The sequence below is a fragment of the Klebsiella aerogenes KCTC 2190 genome (genome assembly GCF_000215745.1).
In the GTDB taxonomy this organism is placed as follows: Bacteria; Pseudomonadota; Gammaproteobacteria; order Enterobacterales; family Enterobacteriaceae; genus Klebsiella; species Klebsiella aerogenes.
Genome location: NC_015663.1, coordinates 927563 through 948309, shown reverse-complemented (window position 1 = coordinate 948309; position 20747 = coordinate 927563). Strand labels below are relative to the sequence as shown.

The window sequence follows — 20747 nt, the reverse complement described above, 5'->3', positions numbered from 1 at the left end:
ACCGGTCCGCTCCGGTTTGTAGCCCCGGTAAGCGCAGCGCCACCGGGGAGAGGTTCCCGGATAGCGGCAGGCGCCTTATCCGGGCTACCGGTCCGCTCCGGTTTGTAGCCCCGGTAAGCGTAGCGCCACCGGGGAGAGGTTCCCGGATAGCGGCAGTCGCCTTATCCGGGCGACCGGTGACCCCGTAGCCCGGCCGGGCGCCGCACGAGCCGGGAATTTTCCCTGAGGAGGCTTTGATGAATGAAACGGTAGCATTACATCCTGGCAGCAGGTCATCGGCAAAAGAGGGGGTCATTGATGACACTCTGGCGTCGCTGGAGGAGCTTGAACAACTGCATCCGGCGCTGAATCTGCTGGCGCACCCGCCGGTCGTCCGTGGCAGCCATGATTTCTTTGTCTGTTGTTATGACGCAGGTGTACAGCATGCGCAGACCGGGAAGGCTGAAACGGTAGCGGCGTTGCTGGGTTCGCTGACGCATGAGCGGCAAAGGAGCGGCCTGCTTTGCGCCGCCGCAGGGCATCTGGATGCGCTGCGCCAGCCGCTGACGCATAATCGTTTATGCGATCTCGCCGGGCAGATGTGCGCCAGCGTGGCGCAGGCTGATAGTGAATCGCGCAGTGGTTTCTACAGCGTACGCAGTATCTCGCTGCCGGTGTATCGACGATTGTTGCGGGACAACCATTCGCACAGCGTTTGCTTACAACAGTCGCTGCTGCATTTGCTGGCCTGGAAGAGTGAATCGCCATGGGCGCGGCAGCAGGCGCAACGGCTGCTGTGGCAGGGCGGGGTTCTCGGCGAGAGAGGGGAGTTCGCGTTACTGACGCTGGATGATGAACTGCGGGAGCGGCAGATCTGCTGGCCATCGTTGCGGTCGTTACTGGCGGTGACCGGGTTTCTGGCCAGATTCCCGGCCGGACCGCTGTTTGTTGATTAATCGCGCTCCGATAACGGAGCGCTAATCGTTAATTTGTCGCCGGATATTCTTGTACCGCCACGTGCAGGGTGATTTTCTTATCATCACGCATGATGACCACCGGGATTTCTGAACCCGGGCGAATTTCTGCGACCTGGTCCATGGTTTCCAGCGCCGAAACCGCTGGTTTATCGTTCACCGAGATGATCACATCATTGGCGCGGATCCCGGCCTGCGCCGCTGGGCCGTCAGGTGCGACGTCATTAACGACGATCCCCTGGATCTGATCCATGCCGCCGCTCTGCGCATGCATCGGCGCGATCTCGCGGCCGCTGATCCCGATGTAACCGCGGATCACCCGGCCGTCGCGGATCAGTTTATCCATGATTTTGGTCGCCAGCTGGAACGGGATGGCAAAGCCGATCCCTTCCGGCGTTTCGCCGTCATTGCTCTTATCAAACGACAGGGTGTTAATACCCATCAGTTCACCCAGCGAGTTGACCAGCGCGCCGCCGGAGTTGCCGTGGTTGATAGAGGCGTCGGTTTGCAGGAAATTCTGTCGCCCGGTGGGGTTCAGGCCGATACGACCGGTCGCGCTGATGATACCCTGGGTGATGGTTTGCCCAAGGTTATACGGGTTGCCTATCGCCAGTACCACATCGCCGATATGTGGAACGCGTTTCGGGTTAATCGGGATAACCGGCAGGCCGCCGCTGGCGTTTATTTTGAGCACCGCCAGGTCAGTCAGGGTATCGGAACCGACCAACAGGGCTTCAAATACCCGTCCATCCTGCAAGGCGATGATTATCTGATCGGCATCGTTGATGACGTGCTTGTTGGTGAGGATATATCCGCGTTGGTCCATGATAACGCCGGAGCCGAGCGTCAGCTGGTTATGGCTGGTGCTGTTCAGCGCGCGGTTATAGACGTTGACCACCGCCGGCGCGGCGCGTCTTACCGCAGCATTATAGCTGGCGGGCGATTCGTCAGCGGTATCGCTCGGCGTCGCCGACGAGAGCTGCCACTGGCGCAGCGAAGGCATCGCCGCCAGCAGGATGCCGCCGACGATTAAACCGATAAGGACTGAACGTAAAAGCTTTCCTGGCATGATGCGAATATCGTTAATTAATGGGCAGGCGCAGCATAGCATGACTTATCCGGACATCGCACGACGCGCGATGTCCGGATGCAGCCGTCAGCGTAGCAGCAGATAAATGCTTTCGTTACCGCGCAGCACATTCAGCGCGATGACGGCCGGTTTGGTTTCCAGCACTTTACGTAGCTCGGCGATGGAACGCACGCGCTGGCGGTTGAGGCCGATAATGAGATCGTCTTTATGCAGGCCAACCTGAGCCGCCGCGCTGCCTTTATCGACGTTATCGATGCTCACGCCCTTAGTGCCGTCTTTTAACTGGCCATCGCTTAGCGCCGCTCCCTGCAGGGCCGGGATAATCAGCTCGGCGCTGGCGGTGGAGGAGGTGCTCTTATCCAGCGTGACCTCGACGTCCAACGGTTTGCCGTCGCGCAGTAGCCCCAGTTTTACTTTTGTGCCAGGGGCGGTAGTGGCGATACGCGAGCGCAGCTCGGCGAAGCTGCTTAGCGGCTTGCCGTTCATGCTGACGATAACGTCACCGGATTTAATCCCAGCTTTTGCGGAGCCTGAATTGGCCAGGACTTCGCTTACAAAGGCGCCACGCTGAGCGTTGATATTCATCGCTTTGGCGATATCCGCGCTCATTTCCATGCCTTTAATGCCCAGCAGGCCGCGTTTGATTTCGCCGTATTGAATAAGCTGATCGGCGAGGGTCTTCGCCATGTTGCTCGGGATGGCGAAGCCGATACCGATGCTGCCGCCGCCCGGCGCCAGAATGGCGGTATTAATGCCGATAAGTTCGCCGTTGAGATTCAGCAGCGCGCCGCCGGAGTTGCCGCGGTTAATTGAGGCATCGGTCTGAATAAAGTTTTCCAGCCCTTCGAGATTAAGGCCGCTACGACCCAGCGCGGAGATGATGCCGGAAGTAGCGGTTTGCCCGAGGCCGAAGGGGTTGCCGACGGCAACGGCGAAATCGCCGACGCGCAGCTTGTCGGAATCCGCGATGGCGATTTGCGTTAAATTGCTGGGTTTTAAAACCTGCAGCAGGGCTATATCGCTCTGTTCATCGCTGCCGACCAGTTTGGCATCGAACTCGCGGCCATCGTTCAACTGAATGCTGATTTTCTGCGCCTGGCTTATTACGTGGTTGTTGGTCAGCACATAGCCTTTGGCGGCGTCGATAATCACCCCTGAACCGAGGCCTTCAAACGGCTGCGCCTGCTCTTGCGGCGCGTTGTCGCCGAAGTATTTTTTCAGCTCTTCCGGCATATTCTGCACCGGCGAGGCGGTGCCTTCTACCTGCACGCTGACCACCGCAGGCAATACTTTTTCCAGCATCGGCGCGAGGCTCGGTAGCGCGCCCTGGCCTGGAACCTGGGTCGGCAGCGATGCCGCCGCCGGAGGCAGGACCGACAACGATAATCCAATGCTTAACGCTAACGCACTCAACAGCAAAGTCTGTTTCTTCATTAGATGCTGGCTCTCGTAACCTGAGGTGTATGGAAAATACGTCTGAATGGTTTGATGTTATTGAATTTTCGACCGGCTAACAATGCGGTCCGTGCTTAAATTGTAGCTGGGATGCAGGGGGAAGACGGGCGCGGAAGGCGCGCCCGGTAAATATTTTTACGCAGACAGCGGGATCAGTCGCGTTTCGCGCCACCGCGCAGTAGGCCGGATGCACCTTCAGAATAATCGCGCGGCATCTGTACCGGCGCCTGATCGTTGCTGGCTTCGGACTCCGCCAGGCGATTGCGGAACGGATTGGCTTCCGCCATCGCGTCCGGCAGCAGGCTGCTGGAGCTTTTTGCCATGTGCTGATACAGCTGACGGTAGTCATCCGCCATGTTGTCCAGCAGTTCTGCGCTGCGCGCAAAATGGCTGACCAGCTCTTCGCGATACTCTTCAAGCTCTGCTTTATTCTTTTCCAGTTCGAACTGCAGCGCTTGTTGCTGACGCAATTTGCGGTTACCAAAACGCATGGCGACGGCACCGATGATGATACCGACGACTAATCCAATTAGCGCGTATTCCCAGGTCATGAACATCTCCCGTTGTTTTGTGGTTCCGTAGGGTGGCTGTTAGGCTCTCCGCCTGCGCCCGATAGTGCCACTATAACCGCTAATTCCACAGAAGTGGAATCCTGGCGTATCATCGCGTACTGTAGAACCGCCTTTTTTTCGTCAATCGTGGGCCACGGCGCCACGGTTTTCAAGGAATAACAATAAGATCATGCAAAGCCTGTCCCCAACATCGCGTTACCTTTTAGCTCTCAAAGAGGGCAGCCATCAACCCGACGACGTGCAACAAGAAGCGGTCAGTCGCCTCGATACCATCTATCGTGAACTGCAGGAAAAACCTGTAGCCGCAGCGCCTGCTGGCGGCGGGCTGCGGGCGAAATTCAGCAAACTGCTCGGCAAACGCGAACCGGCGGCGGAAGCGACCGCCGTACGCGGCCTGTATATGTGGGGCGGCGTTGGGCGCGGCAAAACCTGGCTGATGGATATGTTTTATCAAAGCCTGCCGGGCGAGCGTAAACAGCGCCTGCATTTCCATCGCTTTATGCTGCGCGTACACGAAGAGTTAACTACCTTGCAGGGGCATAGCGACCCGCTGGAGATCGTTGCCGATCGCTTTAAAGCGCAAACCGATGTGTTGTGCTTTGACGAGTTTTTTGTCTCCGACATCACCGATGCCATGCTGCTCGGCGGCTTAATGAAAGCGCTGTTCTCGCGTGGGATTACGCTGGTTGCTACCTCAAACATCCCGCCGGACGAGCTCTACCGCAATGGTCTGCAGCGTGCGCGTTTCCTGCCGGCGATAGACGCCATCAAACAGCATTGCGACATTATGAACGTCGATGCGGGGATTGATTACCGCCTGCGCACATTAACCCAGGCGCATCTGTGGCTGTCGCCGCTCAATGGCGAGACCAGCCAGCAAATGGATAAACTCTGGCTGGCGCTGGCGGGAGCCAAACGCGAGCAGATGCCGACGCTGGAAATTAACCACCGGCCGCTGCCGACGTTAGGCGTGGAAAACCAGACTTTGGCGGCGTCGTTCGACACGCTGTGCGTGGATGCGCGCAGCCAGCATGATTACATCGCGCTGTCACGCCTGTTCCATACCGTGATGTTGTTCGATGTGCCGGTGATGACGACGCATCTTGAGAGCGAAGCGCGGCGCTTTATCGCGCTGGTGGATGAATTCTACGAACGTCACGTAAAACTGGTGGTTAGCGCGGCGGTGCCGCTGTATGAGATCTATCAGGGCGAACGCTTGAAGTTTGAGTTCCAGCGCTGTTTATCGCGCCTGCAGGAAATGCAAAGCGAAGAGTATCTGAAACAACCGCACATGCCCTGAATCCAGCCTTCTTCTCACATTGAGAAAAACCTGCTGCAAATCACATAAAGGGGTCGATCTTTGTCCCCTACTTCTCTATAATCTTGCGACCCCACGTTACGAGAAGGTTTTTTTTCCCGAAATCTTCTATGTGCTGGCATAGGCTATTCGAAGGGGTAGGTTTGCCGGACTTTGTCGTGTGAACCTCAACTGACTAAACGTTTGGGTGTTCACCAACGTGTAACTTATTTATTTGGGTAAGCTTTTAATGAAAACTTTTACAGCTAAACCAGAAACCGTAAAACGCGACTGGTATGTTGTTGACGCGACCGGTAAAACTCTGGGCCGTCTGGCTACTGAACTGGCTCGTCGCCTGCGCGGTAAGCACAAAGCGGAATACACTCCGCACGTTGATACTGGTGATTACATCATCGTTCTGAACGCAGAAAAAGTTGCTGTAACCGGCAACAAGCGCGAAGACAAAATGTACTACCACCACACCGGCCACATCGGTGGTATCAAAGAAGCGACCTTTGAAGAGATGATTGCCCGCCGTCCTGAGCGTGTGATTGAAATCGCGGTTAAAGGCATGCTGCCAAAAGGCCCGCTGGGTCGTGCTATGTACCGTAAACTGAAAGTTTACGCTGGTAACGAGCACAACCACGCGGCACAGCAACCGCAAGTTCTTGACATCTAATCGGGATTATAGGCAATGGCTGAAAATCAATACTACGGCACTGGTCGCCGCAAAAGTTCCGCAGCTCGCGTTTTCATCAAACCGGGCAACGGCAAAATCGTAATCAACCAGCGTTCGCTGGAACAGTACTTCGGTCGTGAAACTGCCCGCATGGTAGTTCGTCAGCCGCTGGAACTGGTCGACATGGTTGAGAAACTGGATCTGTACATCACTGTTAAAGGTGGTGGTATCTCTGGTCAGGCTGGTGCGATCCGTCACGGTATCACCCGCGCTCTGATGGAGTACGACGAGTCCCTGCGTTCTGAACTGCGTAAAGCTGGCTTCGTTACTCGTGACGCTCGTCAGGTTGAACGTAAGAAAGTCGGTCTGCGTAAAGCACGTCGTCGTCCGCAGTTCTCCAAACGTTAATTGTTTTCTGCTCACGCAGAACAATTTGCGAAAAAACCCGCTTCGGCGGGTTTTTTTATGGATAAAACGGCTGTTATCCACAAAGAAATGGTCTGTTCTTACCACTTTTTCAGCATTTCCAGAATACCCTCACCACAACGTCCGCAAAATCTGGTAAACTATCATCCAATTTTCTGCCCAAATGCTGGTGGTTGTTCATTTTTTAGTTAATCAATGAACATATCGTCGCCGTGCGAATGGGGTTTATACATCTGGCTGGCCATGCGTGGTCGGCAGCAGTAAAAATTCTGAATATACCTGGAGGTTTTCATGGCTGTCGCTGCCAACAAACGTTCGGTAATGACGCTGTTTTCTGGTCCTACTGACATCTATAGCCATCAGGTCCGCATCGTGCTGGCCGAAAAAGGTGTCAGTTTTGAGATAGAGCACGTGGAGAAGGATAACCCGCCTCAGGATCTGATTGACCTCAACCCGAATCAAAGCGTCCCGACGCTGGTGGATCGTGAGCTCACTCTGTGGGAATCCCGCATCATTATGGAATACCTGGATGAGCGTTTCCCGCATCCGCCGCTAATGCCGGTTTACCCGGTGGCGCGTGGTGAAAGCCGTCTGTACATGCAACGTATCGAGAAAGACTGGTATTCGCTGATGAATACCATCCAGACCGGTACCGCGGCCCAGGCTGATGCCGCTCGTAAGCAGCTGCGTGAAGAACTGCAGGCGATTGCGCCGGTCTTTACTCAGAAGCCTTACTTCCTGAGCGACGAATTCAGCCTGGTCGATTGCTACCTGGCTCCGCTGCTGTGGCGTTTGCCGGTTCTCGGCGTAGAACTGGTGGGTGCTGGCGCGAAAGAGCTTAAGGGCTATATGACTCGCGTCTTCGAACGTGATTCTTTCCTCGCTTCTTTAACTGAAGCCGAGCGTGAAATGCGCCTCGGCCGGGGCTAAATAATGGATGTCTCACAGCTGACGCCGCGTCGCCCGTACCTGCTGCGGGCGTTCTATGAGTGGCTGCTGGATAACCAGCTGACTCCGCACCTGGTCGTCGATGTGACGCTGCCAGGCGTTCTCGTGCCGATGGAGTACGCTCGCGACGGCCAAATCGTTCTGAATATTGCGCCACGTGCGGTGGGCAATCTGGAACTGGCGAATGACGAAGTGCGCTTTAATGCTCGCTTCGGCGGCGTACCGCGCAACGTTTCCGTGCCGCTGGCTGCGGTACTCGCTATCTATGCCCGTGAGAACGGCGCAGGAACGATGTTTGAACCTGAAGCGGCCTATGACGAAGATGTCAGCAGCCTCAACGATGATGACGTCGTGTCTGAGAGCGAAAACGAAACGGTGATGTCGGTGATTGATGGCGATAAGCCGGATAATCACGATGACGATCCAGACGACACGCCGCCGCCGCCGCGCGGTGGTCGTCCGGCGCTGCGCGTTGTGAAGTAATGCCTGACAGGCCCTCCGGGGCCTGTTTTTTTTGCTCCTGCTTAACCACGATCAAGCATAAAAAAGCCCGATAGCGTTAACCATCGGGCTTTTCTGCGTTGAGACTCAGGGTCTAATCAGACTTCAAGATAGTTGAGGATCCCGTCCGCCGCTTTACGGCCTTCGGCAATCGCCGTTACCACCAGGTCTGAGCCGCGAACGATATCGCCGCCGGCAAAGATTTTCGGGTTGCTGGTCTGGAACGCGTTGTCGCTGCCTTCCGGGGCGATGATGCGGCCCTGAGAATCCAGCTCGACGCTATGTTTCGCCAGCCATTCCATGCTGTGTGGACGGAAACCAAACGCCATCACCACCGCGTCTGCCGGCACCACGTGCTCGGAACCGGCGACGATTTCCGCGCGACGGCGGCCTTTCGCATCCGGCTGGCCCATTTCGGTGCGCGCCATTTTCACGCCGCACACTTTGCCGTTGGCATTCACTTCCACGCCCAGCGGCTGGACGTTGAACTGGAATTCGACACCCTCTTCACGCGCGTTTTTCACTTCGCGTTTGGAACCCGGCATGTTTTCTTCGTCACGACGATAGGCGCAGATAACGTGCGCCGCCCCCTGACGAACCGAGGTCCGCACGCAGTCCATCGCGGTGTCGCCGCCGCCGAGAACCACCACGCGTTTGCCTTCCATACTGACGAACGGTTCGTGCGCCGTTTCGCCAAAGCCCATGATCTGTTTGGTGTTGGCGATAAGGAACGGCAGTGCGTCATACACGCCGTTGGCATCTTCGTTTTCCAGTCCGCCGCGCATGGACTGGTAGGTGCCCACGCCCAGAAATACGGCATCGTACTCTTTCAGCAGATCGTCGAGTTGGACGTCACGGCCCACTTCGGTATTGAGCCGGAACTCAATCCCCATGCCGGTGAAGATCTCACGGCGGCGGGTCATCACCTCTTTTTCCAGCTTAAACGCCGGGATGCCGAAGGTCAGCAGACCGCCGATTTCCGGATGACGATCGAAAACGATCGCCTTTACGCCGTTACGGGTCAGCACATCCGCGCAGGCCAGGCCTGCCGGACCGGCGCCGATAATGGCGACGGTTTTACCGGTTTGCTTCACGCCGGACAAGTCCGGACGCCAGCCCATCTCAAACGCCTTATCGTTGATATAGCGTTCAATGTTGCCGATGGTCACCGCGCCGAACTCATCGTTCAGGGTACAGGAACCTTCGCACAGGCGGTCCTGCGGGCAGACACGTCCGCAGACTTCCGGCAGGGTGTTGGTCTGATGCGACAGTTCCGCCGCTTCAAAAATGCGCCCCTCGTTGGCCAGTTTCAGCCAGTTAGGGATGTAGTTGTGCACCGGACATTTCCATTCGCAGTACGGGTTGCCGCAGGAGAGGCAGCGATCTGCCTGCGCCTTGGCCTGGCCTTCTGAAAACGGCTCGTAAATTTCTACAAATTCAATTTTACGGATCTTCAGCGGTTTCTTTGGCGGATCAACGCGCTGCAGGTCGATAAATTGGTATACGTTCTGACTCATCTTAACCCCTTACTGCGCCTGCACCCGCAGCTCAGCTGCGGAACGACTACGGTGACCCAACAGTGCTTTAACATCGCTGGACTTCGGTTTAACCAGCGCAAACTTCGCCGCGAAGGCCGGCCAGTTGGCGAGGATCTCTTCGCCGCGCTGCGAACCGGTAAGCTGAACGTGTTCGGTAATTAAGCCACGCAGGTGCTCCTCATGGATAGCCAGCGTGTCCACGTCCAGAACTTCCACCAGTTCAGGGTTAACGCGTTTACGGAAGTCGCCATCTTCATCCAGGACGTAAGCAAAGCCGCCGGTCATACCTGCGCCGAAGTTCACGCCGGTTTTCCCCAGGATACAGACGATGCCGCCGGTCATGTATTCACAGCCGTTGTCGCCGATGCCTTCCACCACGGTGATGGCGCCGGAGTTACGTACCGCAAAGCGTTCGCCCGCGCGTCCTGCCGCGTACAGACGACCGCCGGTCGCGCCATACAGACAGGTGTTGCCAATGATACTTGCTTCATGGCTACGGAAGGCGGAGCCGACCGGAGGACGAATCGACAGCAGACCGCCCGCCATGCCTTTCCCCACGTAGTCGTTGGCGTCGCCGGTCAGGTGCAGCTCAACGCCGCCGGCGTTCCAGACGCCGAAGCTCTGGCCCGCGGTACCGCTAAAGTGGGCGGTAATCGGGTCGGCGGCCAGCCCCTGGTCGCCGTGAGTCTGGGCGATATAACCGGACAACGACGCGCCAACGGAACGGTCGGTGTTGCGAATATCGAACCAGAACGTTTTGCTCTGTTTGTTATCCACATACGGCTTCGCCTGCTGCAGCAGCTGCGCGTTGAGCACGCCGTTATCGAACGGCGGGTTGCTCTCGGTGCAGTACAGCGCTTTGCCCGGCAGCGGCTCAGCGGTTTCCAGCAGTTTGCCGAGCTCCAGTTTCTGCTGTTTCGCCGTAAAGCCTTCCAGTTCTTTCAGCAGGTCGGTGCGGCCGATCAGGTCCACCAGACGCTTCACGCCCAGCTGCGCCATCAGCTCGCGGGTTTCGCGGGCGATGAATTCAAAGTAGTTGGTCACTTTGAACGGCAGGCCGTGGTAGTGGTTCTTACGCAGTTTGTCGTCCTGGGTCGCTACGCCGGTGGCGCAGTTGTTCAGGTGACAGATACGCAGGTATTTACAGCCCAGCGCGACCATCGGGCCGGTGCCGAAGCCGAAGCTTTCCGCGCCAAGGATCGCCGCTTTGATGATATCGAGGCCGGTTTTCAGGCCGCCATCTACCTGCAGGCGAATTTTATGACGCAGGCCGTTGGCGACCAGCGCCTGCTGGGTTTCCACCAGGCCAAGTTCCCACGGACAGCCGGCATATTTCACCGATGAAAGCGGGCTCGCCCCGGTACCGCCATCGTAGCCGGCGATAGTGATTAGGTCTGCGTAGGCTTTCGCCACGCCGGTGGCGATGGTGCCGACACCCGGCTCGGAAACCAGTTTGACGGAAATCATCGCCTTCGGATTGACCTGCTTGAGGTCGAAAATCAGCTGCGCCAGATCCTCGATAGAGTAAATATCGTGGTGCGGCGGCGGGGAGATCAGCGTCACGCCAGGTACCGAATAACGCAGTTTGGCAATATAAGGCGTCACTTTGTCACCCGGCAACTGTCCGCCTTCACCGGGTTTCGCGCCCTGGGCGACTTTAATCTGGATCACGTCGGCATTCACCAGGTAGGCTGGGGTAACGCCGAAACGACCTGAAGCCACCTGCTTAATACGCGAGACTTTGTTGGTGCCGTAGCGCGCCGGGTCTTCACCGCCTTCACCGGAGTTGGAGAAGCCGCCGATGCTGTTCATCGCTTCCGCCAGTGATTCGTGCGCTTCCGGGCTCAGCGCGCCGATCGACATGGCCGCGGTATCGAAGCGTTTAAACAGCTCTTTCGCTGATTCCACTTCATTGATGCTTATGGCTTCATCGCCTGGGTTGAGCGCCAGCAGATCGCGCAGCGTGGCTGCCGGACGTTCGTTAACCAGCTTCGCGTATTCCTGATAATCACGGTATTCGCCGCTCTGAACCGCCTGCTGCAGGGTGCGAACGACGTCCGGGTTGTAGGCGTGATATTCGCCGCCGTGGACATATTTCAGCAAACCGCCCTGAGCCAGCGGTTTACGCGCCAGCCATGCGCGTTTCGACAGATTCAGCAGGTCCTGCTGGAAGTCATCGAAACCGGCGCCGCCGATGCGGCTCACTACGCCCTGGAAGCAGAGGTCGGCCACGTCGCGATGCAGACCGACCGCTTCGAACAGCTTCGAGCAGCGGTAGGAGGCGATGGTCGAGATCCCCATCTTCGACATGATTTTGTACAGGCCTTTGTTGATGCCGTTACGGTAGTTCAGCATCACCGTACGGTATTCTTTATCGATAGCTTTGCTATCCACCAGCTTCGCCAGGGTTTCATAGGCAAGATATGGATAGATAGCCGTCGCGCCAAAGCCCAGCAGCACCGCAAAGTGGTGCGGATCGCGGGCGCTGGCGGTTTCGACGATGATGTTAGCGTCGCAGCGCAGGCTCTTATCGACGAGGCGCGTCTGGATGGCGCCAACGGCCATCGGCGCCGGTACCGGCAGACGGTCTTTCGCGATGTTGCGGTCGGACAGCACCAGCAGTACGGTGCCGTTACGTACCATCTGTTCCGCTTTATCGCACAGCGCTTTTACCGTCTCGGCCAGCGTGGTTTCGTTGGCATCAAAGGTAATATCCAGGGTGTCGGCGCGATAGTGCTCCTCCTCCATGGTGGTCAGCTGTTTAAAGTCGGAGTACAGCAGGATCGGCGATTTGAAGCTCAGGCGGTGCGCCTGGCCTTCCGCTTCGCAGAAGACGTTCATTTCACGGCCGATGCTGGTGGCCAGCGACATCACGTGCGCTTCACGCAGCGGATCGATCGGCGGGTTTGTCACCTGGGCGAACTGCTGGCGGAAATAATCATAAATGATACGCGGCTGGCTGGAGAGCACGGCGAATGGGGTATCATCGCCCATCGAACCGACCGCTTCCTGGCCGTTTTCCCCCAGGACGCGCAGGACGGAGTCCAGCTCTTCGGCGCTGTAGTTAAACTGTTTCTGGTAGCTGGCGAGCGTGTCATCATCCAACTGACGGCTGCCGACTTCTTCTTCCGGCAGGTCTTCGAACGGCACCAGACGGCGGACGTTTTTCTCCATCCACTCTTTGTACGGATGGCGGCTTTTTAGATCGTTATCGGTTTCCGCCGAGTGCAGAATGCGCCCGCTGCGGGTATCGATGACCATCAGCTCGCCAGGCCCAACGCGGCCTTTTTCCATCACCTCATCAGGCTGGTAGTCCCAGATACCGACTTCAGACGCGCAGGTGATGAGTTTATCTTTGGTAATGACGTAGCGCGCCGGACGCAGACCGTTACGGTCGAGGTTACAGGCGGCGTAGCGACCGTCGGACATGACGATGCCCGCCGGGCCGTCCCACGGCTCCATATGCATGGAGTTAAAATCGAAGAACGCGCGCAATTCCGGATCCATGTCCGGGTTATTCTGCCAGGCTGGCGGTACCAGCAGGCGCATCGCGCGGACGATATCCATCCCGCCTGCCAGCAGCAGTTCCAGCATATTATCCATCGAGCTTGAATCAGAGCCGGTTTCGTTGACGAACGGCGCGGCGTCATGCAGATCGGGGATCAGCGGAGTCTGGAATTTATAGGTACGGGCGCGGGCCCACTGGCGGTTACCGGTGATGGTATTGATTTCACCATTGTGCGCCAGATAGCGGAAAGGCTGCGCCAGCGGCCAGCGCGGCACGGTATTGGTGGAGAAGCGCTGGTGGAACAGGCAGATGGCGGATTCCAGACGCAGGTCCGCGAGGTCCAGGTAGAAGCGCGGCAAATCCGCCGGCATACATAGACCTTTATAGATATTAACCAGGTTCGACAGGCTACAAACGTAGAAATCTTTGTCTTCCTGCAGGCGCTTTTCAATGCGGCGGCGCGCGATGAACAGACGGCGTTCCATATCGCGCGGACGCCAGCCTGCCGGCGCGTTAACAAAAATTTGTTCAATACGAGGCAGCGAGGAGAGGGCGATTTCACCGAGCACGCCTTCATTGGTTGGCACATCGCGCCAGCCAACGATAGACAATGTTTCGCGTTGCAGCTCTTCTTCAACGATACGGCGCGCAGCGCTTGCCAGCTCGGGGTCTTTATTCAGGAACAGCATCCCGACGGCGTAGTTTTTGGCTAAGCGCCAGCCGCGCTCTTCCGCCACAATCCGGAAGAAACGATCGGGTTTTTGTAACAGCAGGCCGCAACCGTCGCCGGTTTTACCATCGGCCAGGATCGCGCCGCGGTGCTGCATTCGGGCCAGTGCGTGTATAGCGGTGCGCACTACCTTGTGGCTAGGTTCGCCTTCTATGTGGGCGATCAGGCCGAAACCACAGTTATCCCGCTCAAGGGATTTGTCGTACAACATATCAGTGAACCTCCCCAGGCTCTACGGGACGCCCCCTTAATCGATTGCGCGCAAGGCACAGCAAGAGCATGGCGACGGGGTAAGGGCATCTTTGCCTACCTCGCATTCGCCCTCTTTAAATCCTTTTCGCATCGGTACACAAGTTTGAGGACTTGCTATTAAGAGGGAATCTCAATTACTGCATAAATATGATGAGCAGAGCGCTCATCCAGAAAGCTTCCAGCGGATTCCCAACTTAGCGAGAATCCACACTTACGTCAAATGGCAATCTTATTTATACAAAAGTGTGCTAAGAGGTGTTTAATTTTATGATTTTAAAAGGATTGTTGTTTTTTTAAAGGCATATAAACTCTCAGGGATGCGTAATCTAGTGTGATCTGTCTCACTATATCCGTAGCCTAAGATTACCTTTCTGTGCTGAATTGTATTTTTATGGCGGAATATTTGACTGCTGGTTGTCTTAATGGCAGGAAATAAAACTGTTTTTTGCTGCGACAAAGATAATTGAAACTCAGCATTGAAGTATAAGTAAATGTTATTACCGCGGGTGTGAATGAAACCGCGTTTATTTTGATTTAATATGCAATGAGGTAAGCGGCCGCGCTGACGATTGATCCAGGTCATCGCCGTCGGAGGCTAAAAATGGCAGGCTTGGCCCCTTTCTTGAGGCCGGTCTATCAGATTATGCAGTTACAAAAATTAGTCAACATGTTTGGTGGGGATCTTACGCGCCGCTACGGCGAAAAGGTTCATAAACTGACGCTGCATGGTGGATTTAGCTGCCCGAACCGGGATGGCACAATTGGCCGCGGCGGCTGCACATTTTGTAATGTCGCCTCCTTCGCCGACGAGGCCCAGCAGTACCGTTCGATTGCCGATCAGCTGGCGCACCAGGCGCAGTTGGTTAACCGAGCGAAACGCTATCTTGCTTATTTCCAGGCCTACACCAGCACCTTTGCCGAAGTACAGTTGCTGCGTTCAATGTATCAGCAGGCGGTGAACCAGGCGAATATCGTGGGGCTGTGCGTCGGCACCCGCCCCGACTGCGTTCCCGATGCGGTGCTGGACCTGCTCAGCGAATATCGGGAGCAGGGCTATGAAATCTGGCTGGAGCTGGGATTGCAGACCGCGCATGATAAAACGCTGCATCGTATCAATCGCGGCCATGACTTTGCCTGCTACCAGCGCACCACCCGACTGGCGCGCGAGCGCGGATTAAAGGTCTGCGCGCATCTTATCGTCGGCCTGCCGGGCGAAACCCAGCAGCAGTGCCTGCACACCCTGCAACGGGTGGTCGACACCGGCGTCGATGGCATCAAACTGCACCCGCTGCACATCGTGACCGGCAGCATCATGGCGAAAGCCTGGCAGGCGGGTCGCCTGAACGGTATTGCGCTGGATGATTATACGATCACCGCCGGTGAGATGATTCGCCATACCCCGCCGGAGGTGATTTACCATCGCATCTCGGCCAGCGCCCGCCGCCCGACGCTACTGGCGCCGCTGTGGTGCGAAAACCGCTGGACCGGTATGGTCGAGTTGGACAAATACCTTAATACCCATGGCGTTCAGGGGTCGGCATTGGGGACGCCGTGGATCCAGCCTGCCTGATGTTCCACTTCCTTAACGGCTGATTACCGCCGCATTTTTTTCACAACTTACAGCGTAATGTTCAGAATTGGGTATTATTGTGCGGAGTTGGCGATAAGGAATCCCTCATGAAGCAAATTCGTATGCTGGCGCAGTACTATGTCGACCTGATGATGAAGTTAGGTCTGGTGCGCTTTTCAATGCTGTTGGCTCTGGCGCTGGTGGTGCTGGCTATCGTGGTGCAGATGGCCGTCACGATGGTGCTGCATGGACAGGTGGAGAGTATCGATGTCATCCGCTCTATCTTCTTCGGGCTGCTGATTACCCCCTGGGCGGTCTATTTTCTGTCAGTGGTGGTCGAACAGCTGGAAGAGTCGCGCCAGCGACTCTCGCGGCTGGTGGAAAAGCTGGAAGAGATGCGCGAGCGCGATCTTAAGCTTAACGTACAGCTCAAGGATAATATCGCCCAGTTGAACCAGGAAATTGGCGAACGTGAAAAAGCGGAAGCGGAGCGCGAAACCACGCTGGAACAGCTGAAAATAGAGATGAAAGAGCGCGAAGAGACGCAAATTCAGCTAGAGCAACAATCCTCTTTCCTGCGCTCTTTCCTTGATGCCTCACCGGATCTGGTTTTCTATCGTAACGAAGATAAAGAGTTCTCCGGCTGTAACCGGGCGATGGAGCTGTTGACCGGTAAAAGCGAAAAGCAGTTGATTCACCTCAAGCCGCAGGATGTCTATAGCGAAGAAGCCGCGGTGAAAGTGCTGGAGACCGATGAGAAAGTCTTCCGCCATAATGTCTCGCTGACCTACGAACAATGGCTCGATTATCCCGATGGGCGTAAAGCCTGCTTTGAGATCCGCAAGGTCCCCTACTATGACCGCGTGGGCAAGCGCCGTGGTCTGATGGGCTTTGGCCGCGATATTACCGAGCGTAAGCGCTATCAGGACGCGTTGGAGCGCGCCAGCCGGGACAAGACCACCTTTATCTCAACCATCAGCCACGAGCTGCGTACGCCGCTCAATGGCATCGTTGGGCTCAGCCGCATCCTGCTGGATACTGAATTGACCAACGAGCAGGAAAAATATCTGAAAACTATCCATGTTTCAGCGGTGACGCTGGGGAATATCTTCAACGATATTATCGATATGGATAAGATGGAGCGGCGCAAAGTTCAGCTTGATAATCAGGAGGTGGATTTTACCAGCTTCCTTGCCGATCTGGAGAACCTCTCAGGCCTGCAGGCGCAGCAGAAAGGTTTGCGCTTTGTGATGGAGCCAACCCAGCCGCTGCCGCATAAGGTGATAACCGATGGCACGCGTCTGCGGCAGATCCTGTGGAACCTGATCAGCAATGCGGTGAAGTTTACCCAACAGGGCAATGTCACCGTGCGCGTCCGCTATGACGAAGGCGATATGCTGCACTTCGAAGTCGAGGACTCCGGTATCGGTATCCCGCAGGCGGAGCAGGACAAAATTTTCGCCATGTATTATCAGGTGAAAGACAGCCACGGCGGTAAACCGGCAACCGGTACCGGTATCGGGCTGGCGGTATCGCGCCGGCTGGCGCGCAATATGGGCGGCGATATCAGCGTGACCAGCCAGCCGGGGCAGGGGGCGACGTTTACCTTGACCGTACACGCGCAGGCGGTAGCTGATGAAGTTGAAGATACGCTGGCCGAAGACGATATGCCGCTGCCGGCGCTGAATGTGCTGCTGGTGGAAGATATCGAACTGAACGTGATTGTCGCCCGTTCGGTGCTGGAAAAATTGGGCAACAGCGTGGACGTGGCGATGACTGGTAAAGCCGCGCTGGAGATGTTCGAACCCGGCGAATACGACCTGGTGCTGCTGGACATTCAGCTACCGGACATGACCGGCCTCGATATCTCGCGACAGCTAAAACAACGCTATGCCGCCGATGAGTTGCCGCCGCTGGTGGCGCTGACCGCCAACGTCCTGAAGGACAAAAAAGAGTACCTTGATGCCGGCATGGATGATGTACTGAGCAAGCCGCTGTCGGTACCGGCGTTAACCGCGATCATCAAGAAATTCTGGGATGCGCCGGAAGACGATGGCCATGAGCCGCCTGCGGTGGATGTGGCGAAATCGGCATCGGTACTGGATACCGACATGCTGGAACAATATATTGAGCTGGTGGGGCCGAAGCTGATTACCGACGGGCTGGCGGTGTTCGAGAAGATGATGCCGGGCTACATGTCCGTGCTGGAATCGAATCTCACCGCGCGCGACCAGAAAGGTATCGTCGATGAAGGCCATAAAATTAAGGGCGCGGCGGGGTCGATAGGCTTGCGTCATATCCAGCAATTAGGGCAGCAGATCCAAACGCCAGATTTACCCGCCTGGGAAGACAACGTCGGCGAGTGGGTGGAAGAGATGAAATCCGAGTGGCAAAACGATGTTGCGGTACTGAAGGCCTGGATTGCGGCGGCGGATAAAAAATGACCCCGGATAAACCGGGGTGCGCGAATACTGCGCCAACACCAGGGAACTGGTTGTTGAGCCAGGATTGTTCGAGTGATTTTTTTACACGGCGCAACCTGAGGATTTGGCTTGCTCGCTCATTAAGATAGCAAACCATAAATATTTTGTTACGTGAATCGGTAAAATATGTGAAGCATAGCGAGTAAATCAAAATTATTTACTTGTTTCATAGAGTTGCGCTAAGGGGTTAGCAAGATGAAGAAGATTGGCGTGGTACTAAGCGGCTGTGGCGTTTACGACGGCGCAGAAATCCATGAAGCGGTCATTACCCTGTTGGCCATTGCGCGTCGCGGCGCGCAGGCGGTTTGCTTTGCGCCGGATAAGGCGCAAACCGACGTGATCAACCATCTGACCGGCGAAACGATGGCGGAAAGCCGCAACGTGCTGATTGAAGCGGCGCGCCTGGCGCGCGGCGCTATTCAGCCTTTGGCCAGCGCCCGCGCGGACGAGCTGGATGCGCTGATTGTGCCAGGCGGCTTGGGCGCGGCGAAAAACCTGAGTAATTTTGCCGCCCAGGGAAGTGAATGCGTTGTTGATCGCGATCTGCAGGCGTTAACGCTGGCGATGCACGAAGCGGGTAAGCCGCTGGGCTTTATGTGTATCGCGCCGGCGCTGTTGCCGAAGATTTTCCCGACGCCGCTGCGGATAACCATCGGTACCGATCCGGATACTGCCGAGGTGCTGGAAGAGATGGGCGCGGAGCACGTGCCGTGCCCGGTTGACGACATCGTGGTCGATGAAGACAACAAAGTGGTGACCACGCCTGCTTATATGCTGGCGCAGAATATTGCCGAGGCAGCCAGCGGTATTGAGAAACTGGTCGATCGCGTACTGGTTCTCGCTGAATGAGTAAGCGTGTTGCGCCGCTGGCGATGATTAAGCGCCTGCTGCTGGTCTGTGTGGTGTTCTGGGGCGGCGGTATCGCCGTATTCAGCGTCCTGCCGGTGCCGTTCTCAGCGGTGATGCTGGAGCGCCAGGTTAGCGCCTGGTTCTCCGGTGATTTCCATTATGTCGCCCATTCTGATTGGGTTGGCATGGACGAGATTTCCCCCTGGATGGGGCTGGCGGTGATTGCCGCCGAAGATCAGAAATTCCCCGACCACTGGGGTTTTGACGTGCCGGCAATCGAAAAAGCGCTGGCGCACAACGAACGGAATGAAAATCGTATTCGCGGCGCGTCGACGCTCTCTCAGCAGACGGCAAAAAACCTGTTTTTATGGGATGGCCGCAGCTGGTTGCGCAAGGGGCTGGAAGTGGGCTTGACCGTCGGCATTGAAACGGTCTGGAGCAAGAAGCGCATTCTTACCGTGTACTTGAATATTGCCGAGTTTGGCGACGGTATTTTCGGCGTAGAAGCGGCGGCCCAGCGCTATTTTCATAAGCCGGCCAGCCGTTTGACCCCTGCAGAGGCCGCGCTGCTGGCGGCGGTATTACCGAACCCGATTCGTTTTCGCGCCGATGCGCCATCAGGCTATGTTCATAGCCGACAGGCGTGGATCCTGCGCCAGATGCGTCAGTTAGGCGGCGAAGGCTTTATGCAGGCCAATAAGCTGCATTAACCGCGATCCCGCCGGGAGATGATTAGTCTTCATCAAACCCGGCGTTGAACAGCGCAATCACCGCCGCCAGCGCTTCGACTTCCTGCGGGCCGCTGGCCTCAACCTCAATTTGGCGTCCTTTGGCGGAATCCAGCATCAGCAGGGCGATAACGCTGTTGGCTTCCGCTTCGGTGCCTTCGTCGTTGCGTAGCAACACTTCCGCATCGAAATTCTGCATCAGCTCGAAAAGCTTCATTGCCGGGCGCGCGTGCATGCCCAGCTTGTTGGTGATTTCAACGGTTTGCTTGACGGTCATGATTTACGTTTTTCCAGCGTCCGGTGACGAGATTGCACGTTCTTACCGCGCGAACGGAAGTAGTCAGCCAGCTGTTCGGCAATATAGACCGAGCGATGCTTACCGCCGGTACAACCAATGGCTACCGTCAGATAGCTGCGGTTATTGGTTTCCAGCATCGGCAACCATAGCTCCAGATAGCTACGCGTCTGGTAAATAAAGTTATGCACTTCCGTATGGCGATCGAGGAAGGCGGCAACCGGTTTATCGAGGCCGGTCATGGGGCGCAGCTTCGGATCCCAGTGCGGGTTTGGCAGGAAGCGGACGTCAAACACGTAATCGGCATCGATAGGGATACCGTGTTTGAAGCCGAATGATTCAAAGACCATCGTCAATTCACGCTCGCGTTTACCTAACAGGCGGGTACGCAGCATCTCGGCCAGTTCATGCACCGACATTTCGGAAGTATCGACGATCAGATCCGCACGGGAGCGCAGCGGCTCAAGCAGATCGCTCTCTTCGTCGATCGCGCTTTCAAGCGACAGATTCTTGCTGGAGAGCGGATGTAAGCGACGGGTATCGCTGTAGCGGCGGATCAGGGTGTTGCGGTCGGCATCAAGGAACAGCAGCTGCGGGGAGAAGGATTCCGGCAGATTCTGCATCGCTTGTTCAAAGATTTCCGGTGATTCCGGCATATTGCGCACGTCAATGCTGACGGCCGCAGAGATATCGCGGTCGGCCAGCGTTCGCGCCAGCTCAGGCAACAGCACTACCGGCAGGTTATCCACACAGTAGAAGCCCATATCTTCCAGCGCTCGCAGGGCGACGGATTTCCCCGAGCCAGAGCGGCCGCTGACGATCATCAGTACCATGTACCGTTTCTCCTCAGTACGATAAAGGTTAAGACGCGAC

The 20747-nt window shown here is 56.5% G+C and carries 17 protein-coding genes; 10 read left to right on the top strand and 7 right to left on the bottom strand.

Going from position 1 to position 20747, the window contains the following annotated elements:
* Window positions 1-236 precede the first annotated feature (236 nt).
* On the top strand, window positions 237-935 hold the full coding sequence (locus EAE_RS04615; RefSeq protein ID WP_015703615.1) for a hypothetical protein: 699 nt from the start codon (window positions 237-239) through the stop codon (window positions 933-935).
* Between the two features lie 28 nt (window positions 936-963).
* Here EAE_RS04615 and degS read toward each other — a convergent pair whose 3' ends face one another.
* The 3 genes from degS to zapG form a co-directional block, all read right to left on the bottom strand.
* Complete coding sequence (degS, locus tag EAE_RS04610) at window positions 964-2022, bottom strand: outer membrane-stress sensor serine endopeptidase DegS (RefSeq protein ID WP_015703614.1); 1059 nt, start codon at window positions 2020-2022, stop codon at window positions 964-966.
* An 87-nt stretch (window positions 2023-2109) separates the two neighbouring features.
* Window positions 2110-3477 carry a serine endoprotease DegQ gene (gene degQ / locus EAE_RS04605; protein WP_015369479.1) on the bottom strand — a complete coding sequence of 456 codons (1368 nt, stop codon included), beginning with the start codon at window positions 3475-3477 and terminating at the stop codon, window positions 2110-2112.
* Between the two features lie 173 nt (window positions 3478-3650).
* On the bottom strand, window positions 3651-4049 hold the full coding sequence (zapG, locus tag EAE_RS04600; protein ID WP_015703613.1) for a Z-ring associated protein ZapG: 399 nt from the start codon (window positions 4047-4049) through the stop codon (window positions 3651-3653).
* A 190-nt stretch (window positions 4050-4239) separates the two neighbouring features.
* On the opposite strand from zapG, the gene zapE reads away from it, so the two are divergent.
* From zapE to sspB, 5 genes are all read left to right on the top strand, one after another.
* Window positions 4240-5370: a cell division protein ZapE gene (gene zapE / locus EAE_RS04595; protein WP_015703612.1), complete on the top strand. Its 1131-nt coding sequence runs from the start codon at window positions 4240-4242 to the stop codon at window positions 5368-5370.
* Between the two features lie 247 nt (window positions 5371-5617).
* Entirely contained in the window at window positions 5618-6046 is a 429-nt protein-coding gene (rplM, locus tag EAE_RS04590; RefSeq protein ID WP_002918559.1) for a 50S ribosomal protein L13, read from the top strand.
* A gap of 15 nt (window positions 6047-6061) precedes the next feature.
* Window positions 6062-6454, top strand: coding sequence for a 30S ribosomal protein S9 (rpsI, locus tag EAE_RS04585; RefSeq protein WP_000829818.1), 393 nt, complete (start codon window positions 6062-6064; stop codon window positions 6452-6454).
* A gap of 309 nt (window positions 6455-6763) precedes the next feature.
* Window positions 6764-7402 carry a stringent starvation protein SspA gene (gene sspA, locus EAE_RS04580; RefSeq protein ID WP_015369483.1) on the top strand — a complete coding sequence of 213 codons (639 nt, stop codon included), beginning with the start codon at window positions 6764-6766 and terminating at the stop codon, window positions 7400-7402.
* A gap of 3 nt (window positions 7403-7405) precedes the next feature.
* Window positions 7406-7903, top strand: a complete 498-nt coding sequence (gene sspB / locus EAE_RS04575) for a ClpXP protease specificity-enhancing factor (RefSeq protein WP_015369484.1) — start codon at window positions 7406-7408, stop codon at window positions 7901-7903.
* Window positions 7904-8019: 116 nt separating this feature from the next.
* Here the strand turns inward: sspB and gltD are convergent, their stop codons facing one another.
* Both gltD and gltB read right to left on the bottom strand, forming a co-directional pair.
* A complete protein-coding gene (gene gltD, locus EAE_RS04570; RefSeq protein ID WP_015369485.1) occupies window positions 8020-9438 on the bottom strand; it encodes a glutamate synthase subunit GltD in 1419 nt (472 codons plus the stop codon).
* 9 nt (window positions 9439-9447) lie between these two features.
* On the bottom strand, window positions 9448-13908 hold the full coding sequence (gene gltB, locus EAE_RS04565) for a glutamate synthase large subunit (RefSeq protein ID WP_015703611.1): 4461 nt from the start codon (window positions 13906-13908) through the stop codon (window positions 9448-9450).
* Window positions 13909-14592: 684 nt separating this feature from the next.
* Between gltB and mnmL the strand changes: the two genes are divergently transcribed.
* The 4 genes from mnmL (at window position 14593) to mtgA (ending at window position 19561) form a co-directional block, all read left to right on the top strand.
* Complete coding sequence (mnmL, locus tag EAE_RS04560; protein WP_015703610.1) at window positions 14593-15519, top strand: tRNA modification radical SAM protein MnmL/YtqA; 927 nt, start codon at window positions 14593-14595, stop codon at window positions 15517-15519.
* A 107-nt stretch (window positions 15520-15626) separates the two neighbouring features.
* Window positions 15627-17963, top strand: a complete 2337-nt coding sequence (gene arcB / locus EAE_RS04555; RefSeq protein ID WP_015703609.1) for an aerobic respiration two-component sensor histidine kinase ArcB — start codon at window positions 15627-15629, stop codon at window positions 17961-17963.
* Window positions 17964-18197: 234 nt separating this feature from the next.
* On the top strand, window positions 18198-18851 hold the full coding sequence (elbB, locus tag EAE_RS04550) for an isoprenoid biosynthesis glyoxalase ElbB (RefSeq protein ID WP_015703608.1): 654 nt from the start codon (window positions 18198-18200) through the stop codon (window positions 18849-18851).
* The gene (mtgA, locus tag EAE_RS04545) at window positions 18848-19561 is read left to right on the top strand and encodes a monofunctional biosynthetic peptidoglycan transglycosylase (protein WP_015703607.1); all 714 of its coding nucleotides are present in this window, start codon (window positions 18848-18850) and stop codon (window positions 19559-19561) included. The genes elbB and mtgA overlap by 4 nt, the downstream gene beginning before the upstream one ends.
* A gap of 22 nt (window positions 19562-19583) precedes the next feature.
* Here the strand turns inward: mtgA and npr are convergent, their stop codons facing one another.
* Window positions 19584-19856, bottom strand: coding sequence for a PTS phosphocarrier protein NPr (gene npr, locus EAE_RS04540; protein WP_002918431.1), 273 nt, complete (start codon window positions 19854-19856; stop codon window positions 19584-19586).
* Entirely contained in the window at window positions 19853-20707 is an 855-nt protein-coding gene (rapZ, locus tag EAE_RS04535) for an RNase adapter RapZ (RefSeq protein ID WP_015369491.1), read from the bottom strand. The genes npr and rapZ overlap by 4 nt, the downstream gene beginning before the upstream one ends.
* Between the last annotated feature and the right edge of the window lie 40 nt (window positions 20708-20747).